The sequence below is a fragment of the Methanobrevibacter sp. genome (assembly GCF_045116495.1).
In the GTDB taxonomy this organism is placed as follows: domain Archaea; phylum Methanobacteriota; class Methanobacteria; order Methanobacteriales; family Methanobacteriaceae; genus Methanocatella.
On sequence record NZ_JBGULU010000123.1, the window covers coordinates 1 to 17184 of the forward strand.

The 17184-nt window shown below is 35.8% G+C and carries 17 protein-coding genes; 16 read left to right on the forward strand and 1 reads right to left on the reverse strand.

The window, feature by feature from the left end; all coding sequences use genetic code 11:
* The 3 genes from ACJMLH_RS06660 to ACJMLH_RS06670 all read left to right on the forward strand — a co-directional run.
* On the forward strand, positions 1 to 1084 hold a 1084-nt coding region (locus ACJMLH_RS06660), incomplete at its 5' end, for a DUF3320 domain-containing protein (protein ID WP_405275972.1).
* 9 nt (positions 1085 to 1093) lie between these two features.
* Positions 1094 to 2845, forward strand: coding sequence for an excinuclease ABC subunit UvrC (gene uvrC / locus ACJMLH_RS06665; protein WP_405275974.1), 1752 nt, complete (start codon positions 1094 to 1096; stop codon positions 2843 to 2845).
* Positions 2846 to 2943: 98 nt separating this feature from the next.
* Positions 2944 to 3483 carry a zinc ribbon domain-containing protein gene (locus ACJMLH_RS06670; protein ID WP_405275976.1) on the forward strand — a complete coding sequence of 180 codons (540 nt, stop codon included), beginning with the start codon at positions 2944 to 2946 and terminating at the stop codon, positions 3481 to 3483.
* Here ACJMLH_RS06670 and ACJMLH_RS06675 read toward each other — a convergent pair.
* Positions 3480 to 3776, reverse strand: a complete 297-nt coding sequence (locus ACJMLH_RS06675; protein ID WP_405275978.1) for a hypothetical protein — start codon at positions 3774 to 3776, stop codon at positions 3480 to 3482. The genes ACJMLH_RS06670 and ACJMLH_RS06675 overlap by 4 nt on opposite strands.
* A gap of 86 nt (positions 3777 to 3862) precedes the next feature.
* Here ACJMLH_RS06675 and ACJMLH_RS06680 point away from each other — a divergent pair, with 86 nt between their 5' ends.
* From ACJMLH_RS06680 to ACJMLH_RS06740, 13 genes are all read left to right on the forward strand, one after another.
* Complete coding sequence (locus tag ACJMLH_RS06680; RefSeq protein WP_405275980.1) at positions 3863 to 5569, forward strand: ATP-binding cassette domain-containing protein; 1707 nt, start codon at positions 3863 to 3865, stop codon at positions 5567 to 5569.
* The gene (locus ACJMLH_RS06685; RefSeq protein ID WP_405275982.1) at positions 5570 to 5995 is read left to right on the forward strand and encodes a universal stress protein; all 426 of its coding nucleotides are present in this window, start codon (positions 5570 to 5572) and stop codon (positions 5993 to 5995) included.
* Between the two features lie 119 nt (positions 5996 to 6114).
* A complete protein-coding gene (locus ACJMLH_RS06690) occupies positions 6115 to 6282 on the forward strand; it encodes a 4Fe-4S binding protein (RefSeq protein WP_405275984.1) in 168 nt (55 codons plus the stop codon).
* Between the two features lie 5 nt (positions 6283 to 6287).
* Positions 6288 to 7466: an NAD(P)/FAD-dependent oxidoreductase gene (locus tag ACJMLH_RS06695; RefSeq protein ID WP_405275986.1), complete on the forward strand. Its 1179-nt coding sequence runs from the start codon at positions 6288 to 6290 to the stop codon at positions 7464 to 7466.
* Positions 7467 to 7474: 8 nt separating this feature from the next.
* Positions 7475 to 8443, forward strand: a complete 969-nt coding sequence (galE, locus tag ACJMLH_RS06700; protein ID WP_405276001.1) for a UDP-glucose 4-epimerase GalE — start codon at positions 7475 to 7477, stop codon at positions 8441 to 8443.
* 9 nt (positions 8444 to 8452) lie between these two features.
* Positions 8453 to 9352, forward strand: a complete 900-nt coding sequence (locus ACJMLH_RS06705) for a hypothetical protein (RefSeq protein ID WP_405276003.1) — start codon at positions 8453 to 8455, stop codon at positions 9350 to 9352.
* 313 nt (positions 9353 to 9665) lie between these two features.
* Positions 9666 to 11087: an amidophosphoribosyltransferase gene (gene purF / locus ACJMLH_RS06710; RefSeq protein WP_405276005.1), complete on the forward strand. Its 1422-nt coding sequence runs from the start codon at positions 9666 to 9668 to the stop codon at positions 11085 to 11087.
* Between the two features lie 6 nt (positions 11088 to 11093).
* Complete coding sequence (locus ACJMLH_RS06715; RefSeq protein ID WP_405276007.1) at positions 11094 to 12341, forward strand: peptidase U32 family protein; 1248 nt, start codon at positions 11094 to 11096, stop codon at positions 12339 to 12341.
* On the forward strand, positions 12334 to 13128 hold the full coding sequence (gene cfbC / locus ACJMLH_RS06720) for a Ni-sirohydrochlorin a,c-diamide reductive cyclase ATP-dependent reductase subunit (protein ID WP_405276009.1): 795 nt from the start codon (positions 12334 to 12336) through the stop codon (positions 13126 to 13128). The genes ACJMLH_RS06715 and cfbC overlap by 8 nt, the downstream gene beginning before the upstream one ends.
* Before the next feature lie 2 nt (positions 13129 to 13130).
* On the forward strand, positions 13131 to 13616 hold the full coding sequence (locus ACJMLH_RS06725) for a methylated-DNA--[protein]-cysteine S-methyltransferase (protein ID WP_405276011.1): 486 nt from the start codon (positions 13131 to 13133) through the stop codon (positions 13614 to 13616).
* A gap of 127 nt (positions 13617 to 13743) precedes the next feature.
* Positions 13744 to 14916: an MFS transporter gene (locus tag ACJMLH_RS06730; protein WP_405276014.1), complete on the forward strand. Its 1173-nt coding sequence runs from the start codon at positions 13744 to 13746 to the stop codon at positions 14914 to 14916.
* A 158-nt stretch (positions 14917 to 15074) separates the two neighbouring features.
* The gene (tuf, locus tag ACJMLH_RS06735; protein WP_405276016.1) at positions 15075 to 16316 is read left to right on the forward strand and encodes a translation elongation factor EF-1 subunit alpha; all 1242 of its coding nucleotides are present in this window, start codon (positions 15075 to 15077) and stop codon (positions 16314 to 16316) included.
* 311 nt (positions 16317 to 16627) lie between these two features.
* The coding region (locus ACJMLH_RS06740) for an HAD family hydrolase (RefSeq protein ID WP_405276018.1) at positions 16628 to 17184 on the forward strand (557 nt) is incomplete at its 3' end.

Here is a 17184-nt window from a genome sequence, read left to right on the forward strand (position 1 = left end):
AATGTCTGTTGATGATGTTGTCTACTTTAAAGGTGCAACAGATGTGACAAATCCTTTAAGAAAAAATAATGTTTATTATAATGAACATAAGAACAGGTCTATAAGAGACTCTATTAAGGGAATTAAAAAAGATATGCAGTACATTAACAAATCCCTTAATGAAATTGAAAATCCAACTCAAATAGATTATGTTTCAGTCGTTGATAGGACAGAAGATTATGATCCAAACGATTACTTGTCAAGACCAAGCGATGATGATTCCGACAGAATCATTCAGATGGAGGAAGAGGCAACATCCTCTGAAGAGGAAAGAAGAATAGAAAAAGAACTATTGAGAGATTCACAGGAAAGTGAAATGGCATTTGATGATGATGTTATTGCACCTATTGAGGGTCAATTTGGTCGTGAAGAACTTAGAGACAAAGCTTTGGAGGATATTATTCAAACTGCTGACGATGATTATAAGCAAATTGAAAAAGAGAGATTTAAAAGTTCAAATAAATTAAAAGCGTTTGATGATAAAAAACTTCCGGGCAAAAAGAAAATTGAAGATGAAATAATTGATTATGTTCAAGCTACTGATATTGGTCTGACTCCTCAAAATGATTTGTATGCATTACCTATTTCTAAAGTTTCAGAATCTGTAAAGGCTATTGTGGATATTGAAGGTCCGGTACATGTTAAGGAAGTAACTACAAGAATTAAGGATAGCTGTAATATTAAAAGGGCAGGTTCCAATTTGAAAAATACTGTAAAATTAGCTATTAATGAAGCTGAAAATTCAGGTGATATTATAAAGATAGGTGATTTCCTCTATGATGCTTCAAATAATAATGTAATCATCAGAAAAAGAAATAAACCTAACATTGAATTGATATCAGATGAGGAAATTGCAAAAAGCATTGAAATGGTGCTGATTCATAACCAAAATATTTCAACAAAACAAATTGCTAAAGAGGCTTCACGCAATTTCGGATTCAGGTCCACTTCTAAAAAGACTGCCACAAGAATTAACAGTGTTTTAGATTTGATGATTGCAAATAACCGTGTTAAAATCGTCAATGATAAAGTTGAACTTAATTAGGAGGCATTTATGTCAACCAAAATTAAATCTCCTGATAATTTGCCGAATAAACCCGGCGTTTATATAATGCGCGATGCATCTGATACAATAATTTACATAGGCAAAGCAAAAAGCCTAATAAAAAGAGTTAAATCTTATTTTCGCGAAAAGCTTGACAGACCAAAGACTCAGATATTAATGAGTCATTTCGATAGTCTGGAGTATATTGTAACTAATTCTGAAAAAGAAGCTTTGATTTTGGAAGCAACACTAATTAAAAAGCATCGTCCAAGATATAATGTTCAACTAAAGGACGATAAGAGATATCCTTATGTCAAAATAACAGATGAGAAGTTCCCTCGTTTGGTGATAACAAGAAACGTAACTAAAAATGGAATTTATTACGGTCCTTTTACAGATGTGGGTTCAGTTAAGCAAACTGTTAAGTTTTTAAAGTCCCTGTTCAAGATTAGAACTTGCCGCAATATGAACGGACCATGTTTAAATTCTCAAATTGATTTGTGCTATGCTCCATGCACTGGAGGAATTACAGAAAAGGAGTATTCTGAAATCATTAATAAAATTGATCTGTTTTTCCAAGGCAAATATTCAACTATTGTCAGAAATCTCAAAAGTGAAATGATGGAGGCCGCTCAAAATGAGGAATATGAGAAAGCGGCTGTTATTCGAGACCAAATTGCATCCATTGAGGAAATTATGGAAAAACAGTTTGTAGATTTGGTTGATGATGATCTGGACCAGGATGTAATAGCCATGTCCCAGGATGATGATGAGGTTGTGGTTATTATCATGCCAATCAGAAACGGTAAAATTGTTGGAAGGGACGACTTTCTGATGAGCGCATCCCAGGATGATTCCTCATCGGAAATCATGTTTGCCTTTATTCAGCAGTACTACGGGTACAACAGGCATGTTCCAAAACAAATTTTATTGGATGAGAACATTGATGAAAAGCAACTGCTGGAAGAATGGTTAAGCGATTTGAGGGGAAATAAAGTCAGTATCAAGGTTCCTCAAAAAGGCGTCAAATTACGTCTGGTTAAGATGGCCCGTAAAAATGCGGATATCATTCGCCATCAGAAGAAAAAGATGGAATCCGCTTTAATTGAGCTTAAAAAATATCTGAAGCTTGAAAGACTTCCTCATGTTATTGAAGGTTATGATATAAGTAATATTTCGGGCAAATTTGCGGTTGGTTCAAAGGTGTCCTTCAAAGACGGAAAACCGAACAAAAAGCTGTATAAACATTTCAAAATGGAAACTCCCGGACCTAACGATTTTGCAATGATGGAGGAGCTATTGACCCGCAGACTAAAAATGGTGGATAGGGATCCGGAACCAGACCTTATAGTGATTGATGGTGGTAAGGGACAGCTGGGTATGGCCTGTGGAGTGCTTGAGAAATTAAATCTCACTCATATTCCAATCATTGGTCTTGCCAAAGAATTTGAGGAGATATTTATTCCAAATTCCTCTCGTCCAATTATCATTCCTAAAAATAATCCGGCTTTGCATTTGCTTCAGCAAGTGCGTGATGAATCCCATCGTTTTGCAATAACATATCACAGAAAACTCCGCAGCAAAGATATATCCTCATCTTCACTTGATGATATCGCTGGAATTGGCAAAAAACGAAAGGTTAATCTTTTAAAAGAATTCAAAACAATTGATAACATTAAAAAGGCATCAATTGAGGAATTGGCTAAAATAGAGGGCATGAATCAAAAAACGGCTGAAAATGTCTATAATTATTATCACTAATTTCTAATCAAGTTATATTAAAAACAACTTATTTTACATTAACTTTAAATATAAGAATTTTTAAAAACTTCTAATATAAATATAAAGGAATTAAAGTTATGGTTAAATGTCCAAGATGCGGGTATGAAAATTCAACTGCATCTACCTATTGTGTTAACTGTATGTATGTTCTGTCTCAGGAAAAGGGAGAAACTGTAAATAATTCAAAAAACAATAAAGGATGGAACATAAGTATAGCTAGGAAACTCATGATTGTTTTGGGCTTGATAGTAATTATATTATTGTTGTTTTCCTTTGTAAATAATAATTCCCAAGTTTCCCAAAACGATACATTAAATGTTGTTGCTGATGATGGAAGTCACCACCAGTCTGCATCTTATCCATTCAAAGCCATTATAAAAGGTGATGGGGATTGGTCCGCTAAAATGGGCAATCCAAGTTATCTTGTTGAAAAATCAGGCTCAGGTACAAGATCCTTCTCTCTCGATTGTGCCGCATGGGATGATGTTGAAATAGATGCTCAGAAAAATAGTGGTGAAGGCGAACTTAAAATACAGCTTTTGAGAAATGGTGAAGTTGTAGCCGAAAACTCAACTACAAATGGTTCGGATATTGTTAAATTATATTTTGACAGTTAAATTTGATTAACTGCCTTTTCCAATAAGTCTATAAGTTCCTCTGTTTTGTAGAGCCTAATTTCTTGCTCATCATCGTCCTTGAATATTTGGATAAATGCAATCATGTCATTACATAATTGGTCATATTGAATATTTAAGGTATTGAAGTTAGACAGTAGTGCAAATGCTTTTTCCTGGTCTAATTTCGGATTGTCATTTAGAATTCTTTCCATATTGGCAAAATGTGTTTCAATCATTATTTTTTGTTGTTCTAAACTATTTAGATACTCTTGAATTTTATTTTCACTAGCCATTTTTATCACTTGTTTTTAAATATGTACATATAAAATATAAATAGTTTCATGAATAAAATTGTATTAGTATAAAAGGGGCATAAAGAATGATAAAAGTTGAAAATGTAAGTAAAGATTATGAATTGGATAATGGAACTAAGATTACTGCACTTAAGGATGTTAGTTTTGAAGTTAAAGAAGGTGAAATTTTAGGAATCATGGGAAAAAGCGGTTCCGGTAAAACTACACTTCTAAGGGCATTAAGAGGGGTTGAACACATTGACAGCGGTAGCGTTACTGTTGGTGATGTTACTGTAAAAGCGGGACAATCCCAATTTTATTACAACAACCTTAAAAAGGAAACTGCTATTCATCTTCAAAGGTCTTTTGGTCTCTGGCCGGATACTGTGCGTGAAAATGTATTGAGAAAACTGTATGCCAGAAATTACTTTGATGAAAGTGACACTAATTTTGAAACCGCTGAAAGTGAATTCGGTGATGAGGCCGATGAGCTTTTGGAGTTGGTTTCACTTACACACAAGGCTGATCATTATGCGTCTGTTTTAAGTGGTGGTGAAAAACAAAGACTTATCATGGCTCGTCAGCTTGCTAAACAGCCAAAAGCTTTACTTCTTGATGAACCAGCTACCATGGCATGCCCTAAAACTAAACAGGAAATATTGGATGCAGTTAAAAAAATCAATAAGGAATTGAATATTACTGTAATTATCGTTTCTCATTTGCCTGATGTTCAAAAATACCTTGCAGATAGGGTTATTTTACTTGAAGATGGTGAAATTACTGATGAAGGAAGTCCTGAAGAGATTTGTGATAAATTCATGAAGGATATGGAACCTATTGTTGATATTCAAAACATCGCAACAGATGAGGATGTTATTGAAGCTCGCGATATCAGAAAAAGGTTCTATCTGTTAACCGGTGGAGAAGTTCTTGAAATGGAGGACATTAACTTCATGGTTCAAAATGAAAATATTTTAAGCATTATCGGTCCGAGCGGAGCCGGAAAGACAGTCCTTTTAAGGATGCTTGGAGGACTTGATTCTCCTGATGAAGGAGATGTCTTATATTATGTTGAGGATGAATGGAGAGACATTGAAATTCCTGGTTTAAGCCGTATGAAAATACGCTCTAAATTGGGTTTCATGCATCAGGAATTTGCACTTGTTCATTATGCCACTGTTTTAAGTCAATTGGCTACAAGATTAGGTTATAAAAACCAGGACATTGTCAAAGATGCTCAGGAAAGAGCTAGAAAAATCGGTATTGGAGAGGAATTGTTGGATTCATTTTATCTATTGACCGATTTGCCTGAAAATGAAGCGAAACGTCGTTTGGAACAGATTGGATTGGATGCAGAAATTTTAAATGACCTGTTCCCTAGATTCCCTGAAACCGCTACCAAAGAAGCTGTAGCAGATATCTTTGAAAGTCTTGATTTGGACATGGATATATTGCCTAGAAGGTCATATGAATTGTCCGGAGGTCAGCAGGTACGTGTAATGCTGGCACTGATTCTTATTTCAAGGCCTAAATTCTTACTTTTAGACGAACCGTTCGGTGATCTGGATCCTGTTACTTTAAGAGATGTTACAAATTCACTCAAAAAGATTTCAAAAGAATATGGAATCACCATTGTAATGATTTCACACAACACTGACTTTATCAAGGAATTGAGTAACCGGGCAATATTTATGGATGATGGAAAAATCATTGACGATAGTGAAAACATCGATGAGATTGTGGATAATTTCATTGATTTCTGTCATGCGGATTATCTCAAAGGAGACTGTTAGATGTTTGATGTAATAATGGTACCCGTTGACGGGTCTGACTATGGATATGAAGCTGCAGATATTGCTATTGAAATTGCTCAGAAATTCTCATCCAAAATAGCTGCAGTCCATGTCCTTGAGGAATTTTCATTAAACAGCTTTGATTCACAGGAAGATTCCGGTGATGAAATCCTTGCGAAAATCACTGAAAAAGCAGGAAAATTTGGAATTGAAGTTACCGAACACTTGCTTACAGCAGACCCATTGAGGGACATGAAATTCATTGTTGAACAAACCCGTGCGGATTTAGTTGTTATCCATGCACACGGGTCAAATAATAATAGATTTGTCTCATTTGAAGACAATAATGTGTCAGATACTCAAATAGGTTCTGTTTCTGAAAGATTATTAAGGACTTGTGAAGTCCCGGTATTATTGGTGAAATAATACCTAAAACTTTTTATTTTTCTTTTTTTTCTTTAAATAATTATTATTTTTACTATACTTTTAAATATGATAAAATACTTACTATTCATAACATAAACTGTTAATATAAGGAGATATTTATGATTGTTAAAGATTGGTGCTCATTCTGTGGAGAATGTGCTGGAGTTTGTCCAAGAAATTTAATACAAGTAAGAGAATACTCATTGGTATTTAATGATGATGAATGTAGAGACTGTGATACATGCATTAAAGCATGTCCAATTGACGCTTTAGAAAAAGAGGAATGATTTATATGATTGAAACTGATGTAATAGTAGTTGGTTCTGGACCTGCAGGTTCCAGTGCAGCAAAACACGCCGCATTAGGTGGAGCAAAAGTAATTTTAATGGATAAAAAATCCGAAATAGGATCACCAAAAAGATGTGCAGAAGGAGTTTCAATTCAAGGCCTTGAAAAATTAGGAATTGAACCATCTCCTCGTTGGATTACCAAAAAGATTGAAGGTGTAAGAATACAGACACCTGACGGAACAGATGTCTGGTTAACCGAAGATCAAGTAAAAATCCCTGAAGCAGGTTACATTTTAGAAAGAAAAGTCTTTGATAAACATATGGCAATGGATGCTGCAAGAGCAGGTGCTGAAATCAGAATCAAAACTTTAGTAACCGGAATTGAAAAAATTGATAACGGATTTATTGTTGAAACTGAATCAATGGGAAAAGAAGAAGTTTTCAAATGTAAAATTTTAATTGCAGCAGACGGTCCTGAAGGCCACGTTGCAAGATGGGCAGGATTAAGACCTGCAGCAAAACCAAAAGAAATGGAATCCGGTGTACAGTACGAAATGTGTAATGTGGAATTTGAAAAACCTGGAGTAATTGAGTTTTACTTAGGTTCATGCGCACCTGGAGGTTATGTATGGATTTTCCCTAAAGGTGATGACATTGCAAATGTAGGTTTAGCTATATTGCCTCACAAAGCGGAAAAAACAGCTAAAGAATACTTGGATGATTTTGTTGCAAAATCCCCTTACTTGAAAAATGCTCAGGCAGTTGAATTAAATGTAGGTGGGGACCCTGTTGGCGGAATGACTAAAAAATTATATGATGACAATATTATGGTTGTCGGAGACGCAGCAGGTCAGGTAAACCCATTGACCGGTGGAGGAATCATTTCAGGAATGACCGGTGGAATGTGTGCAGGTCAGGTAGCTGCACAGGCCATTAAGGAAGACTGCTCTAAAAAATTCTTAAAACTATATGATAAAATGGCTCACGAAGAATTGGACCATGAAATCAAAAGATATAAAAAAGTACAGGAATACCTCTTAACATTATCTGACAAGGAATTGGATGATATCGCTCATGCTTTCCAAGGAGAAGACTTTGAGAAAATTTCCACTACAGAAATTGTTAAAAAGTTAGTAAAATTATCTCCAAAAGCATTGCTTAAATTAGGTAAATTCGTATAGGTGTCAACATGATTTTAGTTACTGGTGGAGCCGGCTATATAGGTTCCCATACAAATAAGGCATTGCACGCTGCAGGTTATGACACAGTTGTTGTTGATAACCTCTGCAAAGGTTATGAAAACTTTGTAAAATGGGGATTCTTTGAAGATTGTGACTTTGGTAGCGGCGATTTAAGAGAAGTCTTTAAAAACTATGATATCGATGGTGTTATTCACTTTGCTGCATTTTCATCAGTAGCAGAATCCGTTGAAATGCCTCAGAAATACTTTAAAAACAATTATAAAAACACTTTAAATCTCCTGAAAATAATGAGGGAATTCGGCGTTGACAAATTTATCTTATCATCAACTGCCGCAGTATATGGAAATCCTACACAGATTCCAATTACTGAAGATACAGATTTAAAACCAATCAATCCTTACGGACACTCCAAATTCATCACTGAAAAGGCACTCCAGAGAGAAGCTGAAAAAGGTGATTTCAATTATGTATCTTTAAGATATTTCAATGCGGCAGGATGTGATTTTGACTGTGAAATCGGAGAATTGCACGATCCTGAAACCCACTTGATTCCATTGGTATTGGATGCTGCTATCGGAAAAAGGGACAGCATATCCATTTTCGGTGATGACTACGATACTCCTGATGGAACCTGTATCCGTGATTACATCCATGTAAATGACCTTGCAGATGCACACATTAAAGCATATGAATACTTATGCAATGAAAATGAATCCAACATATTTAACCTCGGAAACGGTGAAGGATACTCCGTTCGTGAAGTTATTGACATGTGCAAGAAGGTTACAGGATGCGATTTTGAAGTTAAAATAGATGAACGCCGTGAAGGTGATCCCGCTATACTGATAGCGGATTCAACTAAAATTCATGAAAAGTTAGGATGGACTCCTCAATATGACCTGGAGCAAATTGTAGAGTCTGCTTGGGCTTGGCATGAAAAGATTAATAAAATTTAGGTAATTTTAATGGATAATGAAAACCACGAATCTAAAATAGATGTTCGTATTATCGTTCAGGGATTGGATGTTGCACAGCTTGTTTCTAAAGCCGTCAACAATATTCAACTTGAGCGGGATTATAATATTATTGTTTCCTCAATCATTCCAACCACAGATTTAGCTATTGTTAAAAAGGTAGCTGGTGGTGCCGATATCTTATTAATCGGAGGATATGGTCATGATGAAACATATAATATTCTTTTTAATGAATTAAAAACTGATTTTAATCACATAGGTCTGTTTGATTATAATAACATTATCATTGAGGATGAATCAATTGATTTCAAACTGGCCGAAAAGGAAATCCTCAATTCAATAATAAAATCAACACTGTCCTATTCATTAAATCTAATCAACATCCATACATTGGAAAATAAGTTGATGAAAATAACTCATAATTACAATAGCCTGTTGGATGACTATAATAAACTTATCAAGGAAAGTGAAGTTTTAACTCAGCAGAATAAAGAATTGATGGAAGATATTGATGAGGTAAGAGCTGATTTTTCCGCTTTCAAATTGCGCTATGAAGACATTTATTCAAAGGATATTCTGGAAATTTTCAATTTGGAGGAGCTCTGGCAGGAAACATTCAGGCAGGATCTGGTCGATGAGGACAGGATTGTCATTGCTACAGATAAATTCAGACCAGAAAACATTATAGTTGGACAAAACTATATTGCTGCGGAATCAAAATCAAAAGCTGTTGAATGGTTGAATATCGTAAGAACTGCACTGATATTTGTAGATAACAATGCTGAAGAGCTGAAAAAAGAGTTAAATGAAGAAAATAATCAGGAAGAAAAAGTTCCTGAAGTTAGAGATGATTATGACATTCCAAATACTTTCGAGAATTTTTGGGATTAAGTAGGTTATTCCTTTTCGTTGGTTTTCCATTCAATATATCTCTAATACAGTTCTGAGTCTTTGATTTTTAAATTGTCAAAGAATTCCTTTTTTTAATCATCAAATTTTGATGTAATTTAAGTGTGCTGTTTATTATTTTAATTTTTTGCTTATTTTTAATCAAAAATGAAATGGGGAAAGTTCATGATGCTTGTGTTGTATGACAATCCCAATTGCATTTTGAAATTTTTGTGATTTAAATCTAAAAACAATTATAATTTTATACTAGTTTTTAGATAATTATAATCATACTATTTTAATAGGGAGTTTATAAATGCAAGGTGATATGGAAGATAAGTGTGGTATTGTTGGAATTCACTGTTCAGATGAATCCAAAAATGTTGCATCTTTTGTTTATTATTGTTTGTATGCTTTACAGCACAGAGGTCAAGAATCAGCAGGTATAGCTACTTTTAATCCAGAAAAAGGTTTGAGTCATTACTGTGGCATGGGTTTAATAACCGATGTATTCCGGGATTATGATGTCCATAGCCTATTGGGAAGCAGGGCAATTGGCCATGTAAGATATTCAACTACCGGTCAGTCAAAATTGGAAAATTCACAACCTTTTGTAACCGATTTCGGTGACGGATTTATTGCAATGGCTCATAATGGAGATATCGTCAACTCCGATGAGTTAAAAAAAGAACTTATTGATGAAGGATTTTATTTCAAATCCGACTGCGATTCTGAAGTAATTTGTTACATGCTTAAAAAAGAGCATTATGATAATGACAAGGATGTTTTGGCAGCTATTGAGGCAGTGTGCAAAAAACTTGTAGGATCATATGCATTGACAATCTTAGTCGATGGTGAATTGTATGGTGTAAGGGATCCTATGGGAATAAAACCTCTTGCCATTGCAAAAAGAGATGACGAATTCATTTTAGCATCCGAAACAGTTGCTTTTGATGTAATTAATGCAGAATTCATCAGGGATATTGTTCCTGGTGAAGTTGTTCACTTTAAAAACGATGAAATCAACTCTTACATGCTTGAAAGTGCAGGAAAATGCAAACTTTCACACTGTATGTTTGAATATGTTTATTTTGCAAGGCCGGACAGTACCATTGACGGCATTAACGTTTATGAAACCAGAATGAATATAGGTCGTCAGTTACGCGAACTGTATCCTATTGATGCAGATTTGGTAATTCCAGTACCTGACTCCTCAATTCCTGCAGCTATCGGTTATTCCAGAGCATCAGGAATTCCATATGGTGAAGGTTTAATCAAAAACAGATATGTTGGAAGAACATTCATCATGCCTACCCAGGAAGAAAGGGAGCTTGCCGTAAGGGTAAAACTGAACCCTATAAAAGATGCAATTAAAGGCAAGAAGATTATTTTAATTGATGACAGTATTGTAAGAGGTACCACTTCAAAGCAGTTGCTTGACCTTGTTAAGGAAGCTGAACCTGCAGAAATTCACTTTTTAGTAGGCTGTCCTCCGGTAATTGCGCCTTGTTATTATGGAGTGGCAATGGCAACCAAAAAAGAATTGATTGCAGCCAATAATTCTGTTGAGGAAATTCAAAAGCAGCTTGAAATTGACTCTTTAGGTTACATTACTTTGCCTGCTTTAGTCAAAGCTATTGGAATGCCTGAAGAAAACTTATGCTTAGGCTGTTTGAATGAAGAGTATCCTACAGAAATTCCTGATGGTCTTGAAGCTGAAACTTACTACAAACCTTAGATTAATATGGTTGAACTCTTAGCCCCTGCGGGAAATTTCATTTCCCTTCGTGCTGTTTTGGAAAACGGTGCTGATGCAGTTTACTTTGGCCTTGATGATTATAACATGAGGGCCAATGCAAAAAACTTTTCTTTGGATGATTTGTCTGAAGTTTCTAAAATAGCTAAGGAGTACGGGGCTAAAACCTATTTGTGCACCAATATTATATTAAATGAAAAAAGAGCCTCTAAATTGGAATCTAACATGGAGGCCATATCATCTGCTGAAATTGATGGACTTATTTTATCTGATATCGGTTTAATAGAGGATACTGTAGCCCATGGTCTTGAAGCCCACATAAGCGTTCAGGAAAACGTAACAAACTCTTATACATTAAAAACCCTTAAGAAACTTGGTGCTAAAAGGGCCATTCTGTCCCGTGAACTGTCCTTAAGGGAAATTACTGAAATTACTAAAAAATCACCTATTGAAACTGAAATATTTATCCATGGCGCAATTTGCATGGCCATTTCCGGAAGATGTTTTTTAAGTTACGGACTGTATGGGCGAAGCGCCAACTGTGGGGATTGCCTGCAGCCTTGCCGTAAAAACTGGACATTGACATATGAGGAAGGCGAAGACAATGTCATAAACTTCAGTGATGTTGAAGATGAGACATTTATAATTACAGGAAGTGACGACGCCAGCTACAGGACTAACTTTTTCTCACCCAAAGACATGTGCATGATTGAACATATTCCTGAGCTTATGAAAAGCGGTGTGGCATCATTTAAAATAGAGGGGAGGGCAAGAAGTCCTGACTATGGTGCAATGGTAACCGGTATATATCGTGAAGCTATTGATTCATATATTGACAATCCTTCCGGATATGAGGTAAAGGACGAATGGATGGAAGAATTGACAAGCGTGTTCAACCGTGGATTCGACACCAACTTTTATTTCAACACTCCATTTGAGGTTAGTGAAGATAACCAGTCAAAATATATTAAAAAGGACATCGGACAGGTTGTAAATTACTACAATAAGGTAGGGGCAGCCGAACTGAGGATATGGGATGATTTGAAGATTGGTGATAAGATAATCATACAGGGCCAAACTACAGGCTCCATTACACATACGATTGATTCCATGCAGATTGAAGGAGAATCAGTTGAAAAAGTTGATAAAAATACAAATGTAGCTATTTTAATACCTACAAAAGTTCGAAAAAATGATTTTGTTTATAAGCTAGTTGAGAGGAATTCTAATGATTAAAAAAATTGCTATCTATGGAAAAGGAGGAATAGGAAAAAGTACTACAGTAGCAAACTTGTCTGCTGTATGGGGTAGTGATGATTTAAACTGCCTTGTAATAGGTTGTGATCCTAAGGCTGACACAACACGTACATTATACGGTTCAAGAATTCCGACTGTTGTTCATACGATAAAAGAAAATAGAAATCCTGAAAAAGAGGATCTGGTTTTCACCGGTTTTAAGGGCATTCAATGTGTTGAAAGCGGAGGTCCGGAACCTGGTGTGGGATGTGCCGGACGTGGTGTTATTGTGGCAATGAAAAGACTTGAAAAGCTTGATTTATTTAATGATGATTTGGATGTCGTTGTATATGATGTATTGGGCGACGTTGTTTGCGGAGGTTTTTCAGTGCCTTTACGTGAAAAATATGCTGATGAAGTATTGATTGTAACATCTGGCGAATACATGTCACTTTATGCTGCAAACAATATTGTCCGTGGTGTTAAAAAGCTTAAAGGAAACCTTAGCGGTATTGTGTGCAACTGCAGAAATGTGGACAATGAGGAGCAAATTGTCAATGACTTTGCAAAAAAGATAGGAACACATGTAGTTGGAACAATTCATAGGAGTAATTTAATTCAGGAAGCTGAATTAGATGCAAAAACCGTTATAGAAAAATACCCTGAAAGTGATGAAGCACAAGAATACAGGGACCTTGCTTCAAGTATAATGAATAATGAAAATGTGTCTACTCCGGAACCTATGAGTGATGAAGAATTTGAAGTGTTCTTCAAAAATTATTTGTAAAAATGTACTTCACTACCTATGCCTCACCGATAGGCGAAATGTTAATTGCAGGTGATGATGAATCCATTTGCAGAGTTTCGTTTTGTGGCCAAAAGCATTTCCCGTCATATGATGATTTCACAAGAAAAGATGACCTGCCTATTTTTGATGATGTTAAAAACTGGCTTGACGATTACTTCAAAGGTTTGAACCCTAAAATTAATTTTAAACTAAATCCTCAGGGCACTGAATTCAGACTTAAGGTCTGGAAGATTCTCTCTGAGATTTCCTATGGCGAAACATTAACATACGGCGAAATTGCATCAATGATATCCGATACAATGTCTGCCCAGGCGGTTGGAGGAGCCGTCGGACATAATCCGATAGCTATTCTGATTCCGTGTCACAGGGTATTGGGATCAAAGGGAAAATTAACAGGATATGCGGGAGGCCTGGACAAAAAGATTGAATTGCTGAAACTTGAAAACATCAAATTTCTCAATATATAACTTTTTTTTTTATTTTTCGCTGATTTTAATCGTTTTATGCTTATTTGATTATTGTAAAATATTTTTTACATATTAATATTTTTCTCAAACGAAAATGTTTTAAATTTTCTCAGACAAATTTCAATTAATGAATGTTAATGAAGATAGGATATTTACAAGGGATTTCTTTTTAGTATTTGGCGCACTGCTTTTCTCGGCATTAGTGATGTATGCACTGATGTCAACAGTAACTGAATATGCAACAGCGCTCGGCTCATCTGCTACTATTGCAGGACTTGTATCCGGATTATACATCTTCGGCGGACTGTGTTCCAGGATCTATTCGGGAAATGCTCTGGAAAAGGTCGGCTGGAAAAAGATAGCGCTGATATTCATGAGCATTCATTTTCTTGCATGCCTTTTGTATTTTATCGTTAATGATGTTACTCTTCTTTTAATCGTCCGTTTTATTCACGGTATCGGTTTTGGAGCGACTGCCAATGCAATAGTTACAATAGCTTCAGATGTACTTCCCAAAAAACGCTTTGGAGAAGCATTCGGTTATTTTATGCTTGGAACAACAATAGCTGTCGGTCTCGGACCGTATATCAGCGGATTTTTATATGATACTGTTGGTCCATATGGCTGCTTTGCAGCGGCAAGTGTCTTTTCAGGCCTTGCACTGATTTTCATTTATTTTGTTGACGTAAGTGAACACGACCCCGGAAATAATCCTGATTTGGCTGAAAAAAATGACGACAGTTATTCCGGAATTGAAAAGATATTTGAAATCAAGGCCATTCCAGTTTCATTTTTTACAGCACTTACAAGCCTGGGATATGTTTCAATCCTGTCATTTTACAGGCTTTATGCAGCAGAAGTTGATTTGACTGCTGTCTTTTCATGGTTTTTCATAGTATATTCAATTGTTCTTGTTCTTTCAAGGCCTGTTGCAGGTAAAATTCAGGACAAGAACGGTGATTTGATTATTTGTGTTGTTGGAATTGTTGCCCAGGCAGTCGGGTTGTTTTTAATAGCTGTCTGGCCGTCAGCATTAACGGTTCTGATTTGCGCAGTATGTGCAGCATTGGGTTTCGGTACTCTGAATTCCGCCTGTACAACTATTGTCACAAGAAACGCTCCCGAACACCGAAGGTCCTATGCTGTATCGACATTCTATATTTTCTGTGATGGAACAATGGGATTCGGACCTGCACTGCTTGGACTGTTTGCAGTTAACGGATATGCTCCAGTTTATCTGATTTCTTCTGTAATAACACTTCTGGCACTGCCTATTTGTATCTATACATTGAAAAAATAAATTGAATCTTTTTTTCAGATATAAAGCTTTTTCTTTCCCTGATTTATATATTAACTAAGATAAACTTGTTTTGAAGATTAAATTCTTCGTTTGTTCATCATTTTTAATGATGGAGTATGGATATTGTTTGTTAATTAATTATATAGGAGGTAAATTTAATGGTAAAAGACAAAGAACACATTAACTTAGCATTTGTAGGTCACGTTGACCACGGAAAATCTACTTTAGTAGGACACGTGCTTGTAAACGCTGGAGTAATTTCCGAAAAACAATTAGTTGGAGGAGAAGACAAATTCAGATTTGTTGTAGATACCAGTAAAGAGGAACAGATGAAAGGTGTAACAATTGACCTTGCACACCAAAAATTCTCTACAAAAAAATACGACTACACAATCGTTGATTGTCCAGGTCACAGAGATTTCGTTAAAAACATGATTACTGGTGCTTCCCAGGCAGATGCAGGTGTTCTGGTTGTAGCTGCTGATGACGGTATCATGCCACAAACAAAAGAACATGTATACCTTTCCAAAACTTTAGGAATCAGCCAATTAGTTGTAGCTATCAACAAAATCGATCTTGTTGACTACAGCGAAGACACATTCAACCAATTAAAAGATGAAGTGTCTGCTTTAATCAAAACAGTTGCTTTCAATCCTGATGAAGTTGCATTCGTTCCGGTATCTGCATTTGAAGGGGACAACATTACTGAAGTATCCGAAAACACTCCATGGTATGATGGTGTAACATTCGTTGAAGCTTTAGATAACTTATCTGCTCCTGAAAAACCTACAGACTTACCATTAAGAATTCCTATCCAAGATGTATACTCCATCAACGGTGTAGGAACTGTACCTGTAGGAAGAGTTGAAACAGGTGTAATGAAAAAAGGTGAAAATGTTGTATTTGAACCTTCCGGAGCTTCCGGTGAAGTAAGATCCATTGAAATGCACCACGAACAGTACGAAGTAGCAGAACCTGGTGACAACATCGGGTTCAACGTAAGAGGTGTAGGTAAAAACGATATTCGCAGAGGAGACGTTGCAGGTCACACTGACAGCGCACCTACTGTTGTAAAAGAATTCAAAGCTCATGTAGCAGTTTTAAACCACCCTGGTGTTATTACTGCAGGATACACTCCGGTATTCCACTGCCACACATCCCAAGTGGCATGTACTTTTGCAGAACTGGTTGAAAAATATGATCCTGCAACTGGTCAACCAACAGGTGAAAAACCTGATTTCCTTAAAACTGGGGACAGCGCACTTGTTAAAATCAGACCAACAAAACCAATGTGCGTTGAAAACGTGAGCGAAATCCCTCAAATGGGCAGATTCGCTATTCGTGATATGGGACAAACTGTTGCAGCAGGAGTTTGTGTTGAAATTACAGAGAAAAGATAGATTAGAAGGTATTTATTACTTTCTTTTTTATTTTTTTTCTCATGAATGGCGATAGTTGTACTTGATTTGCAGAATAATGTAGTTAGATACATTATTCTGATTCTTCTTTTTCTTTCTGTTTTTCTTTCAGGTTTTCAATACCGATAATCATTTTTATCCTCCATATTGATTTTTTTAAAACAACATTTTTTTAGAATGTTATTTCACTTGATGTAATATTATTTTTTCATGATATTTAAATATTTAGGCATACCTAAATTTTAATATAATTTTAGGAATCCATATATTTGCCAAAAAACATAATTAAAATCATGAAAAAGCTTGCGATTTTTGATTTTGACGGAACATTATTTGATTCTGTGTGGGACGTAGTAATCTGCTTTAACAGGACTCTTGAAATTCATGGTTTTCCCACATTGACACATGAGGAATATCTTGACAGATTGGGCGGAAACATCGATGAAATTGTATCTCTGATTTTAAAAGACAAAAGCACCGCCGAAAACATTGAACTTGTAAAAAATACATACTCAAAACTCTATTCAGCATCACCTAAAGACAATACCAAACCGTTTGCCGGCACCCATGAAGTATTGAAAGCGCTTCAGGATAAAGGAATATTACTCGCAATCAACTCCAACAGAACCACGGATTCTATTAGAGGGTACGTTGATGAATTTTTCAAAGACATTGACTTTAAATCTATTGAAGGTCACGACCCGTCATATCCGTCAAAACCAAGTCCCTGCGGTGTTAAAAGAATAATGGAGAAATTGGAAGTTACAAAAGATGAAACAGTCTATATCGGAGATTCAATAACTGATATCAGAACCTCTCAGAATGCTGAAATTGACTGCATACTTGTCAG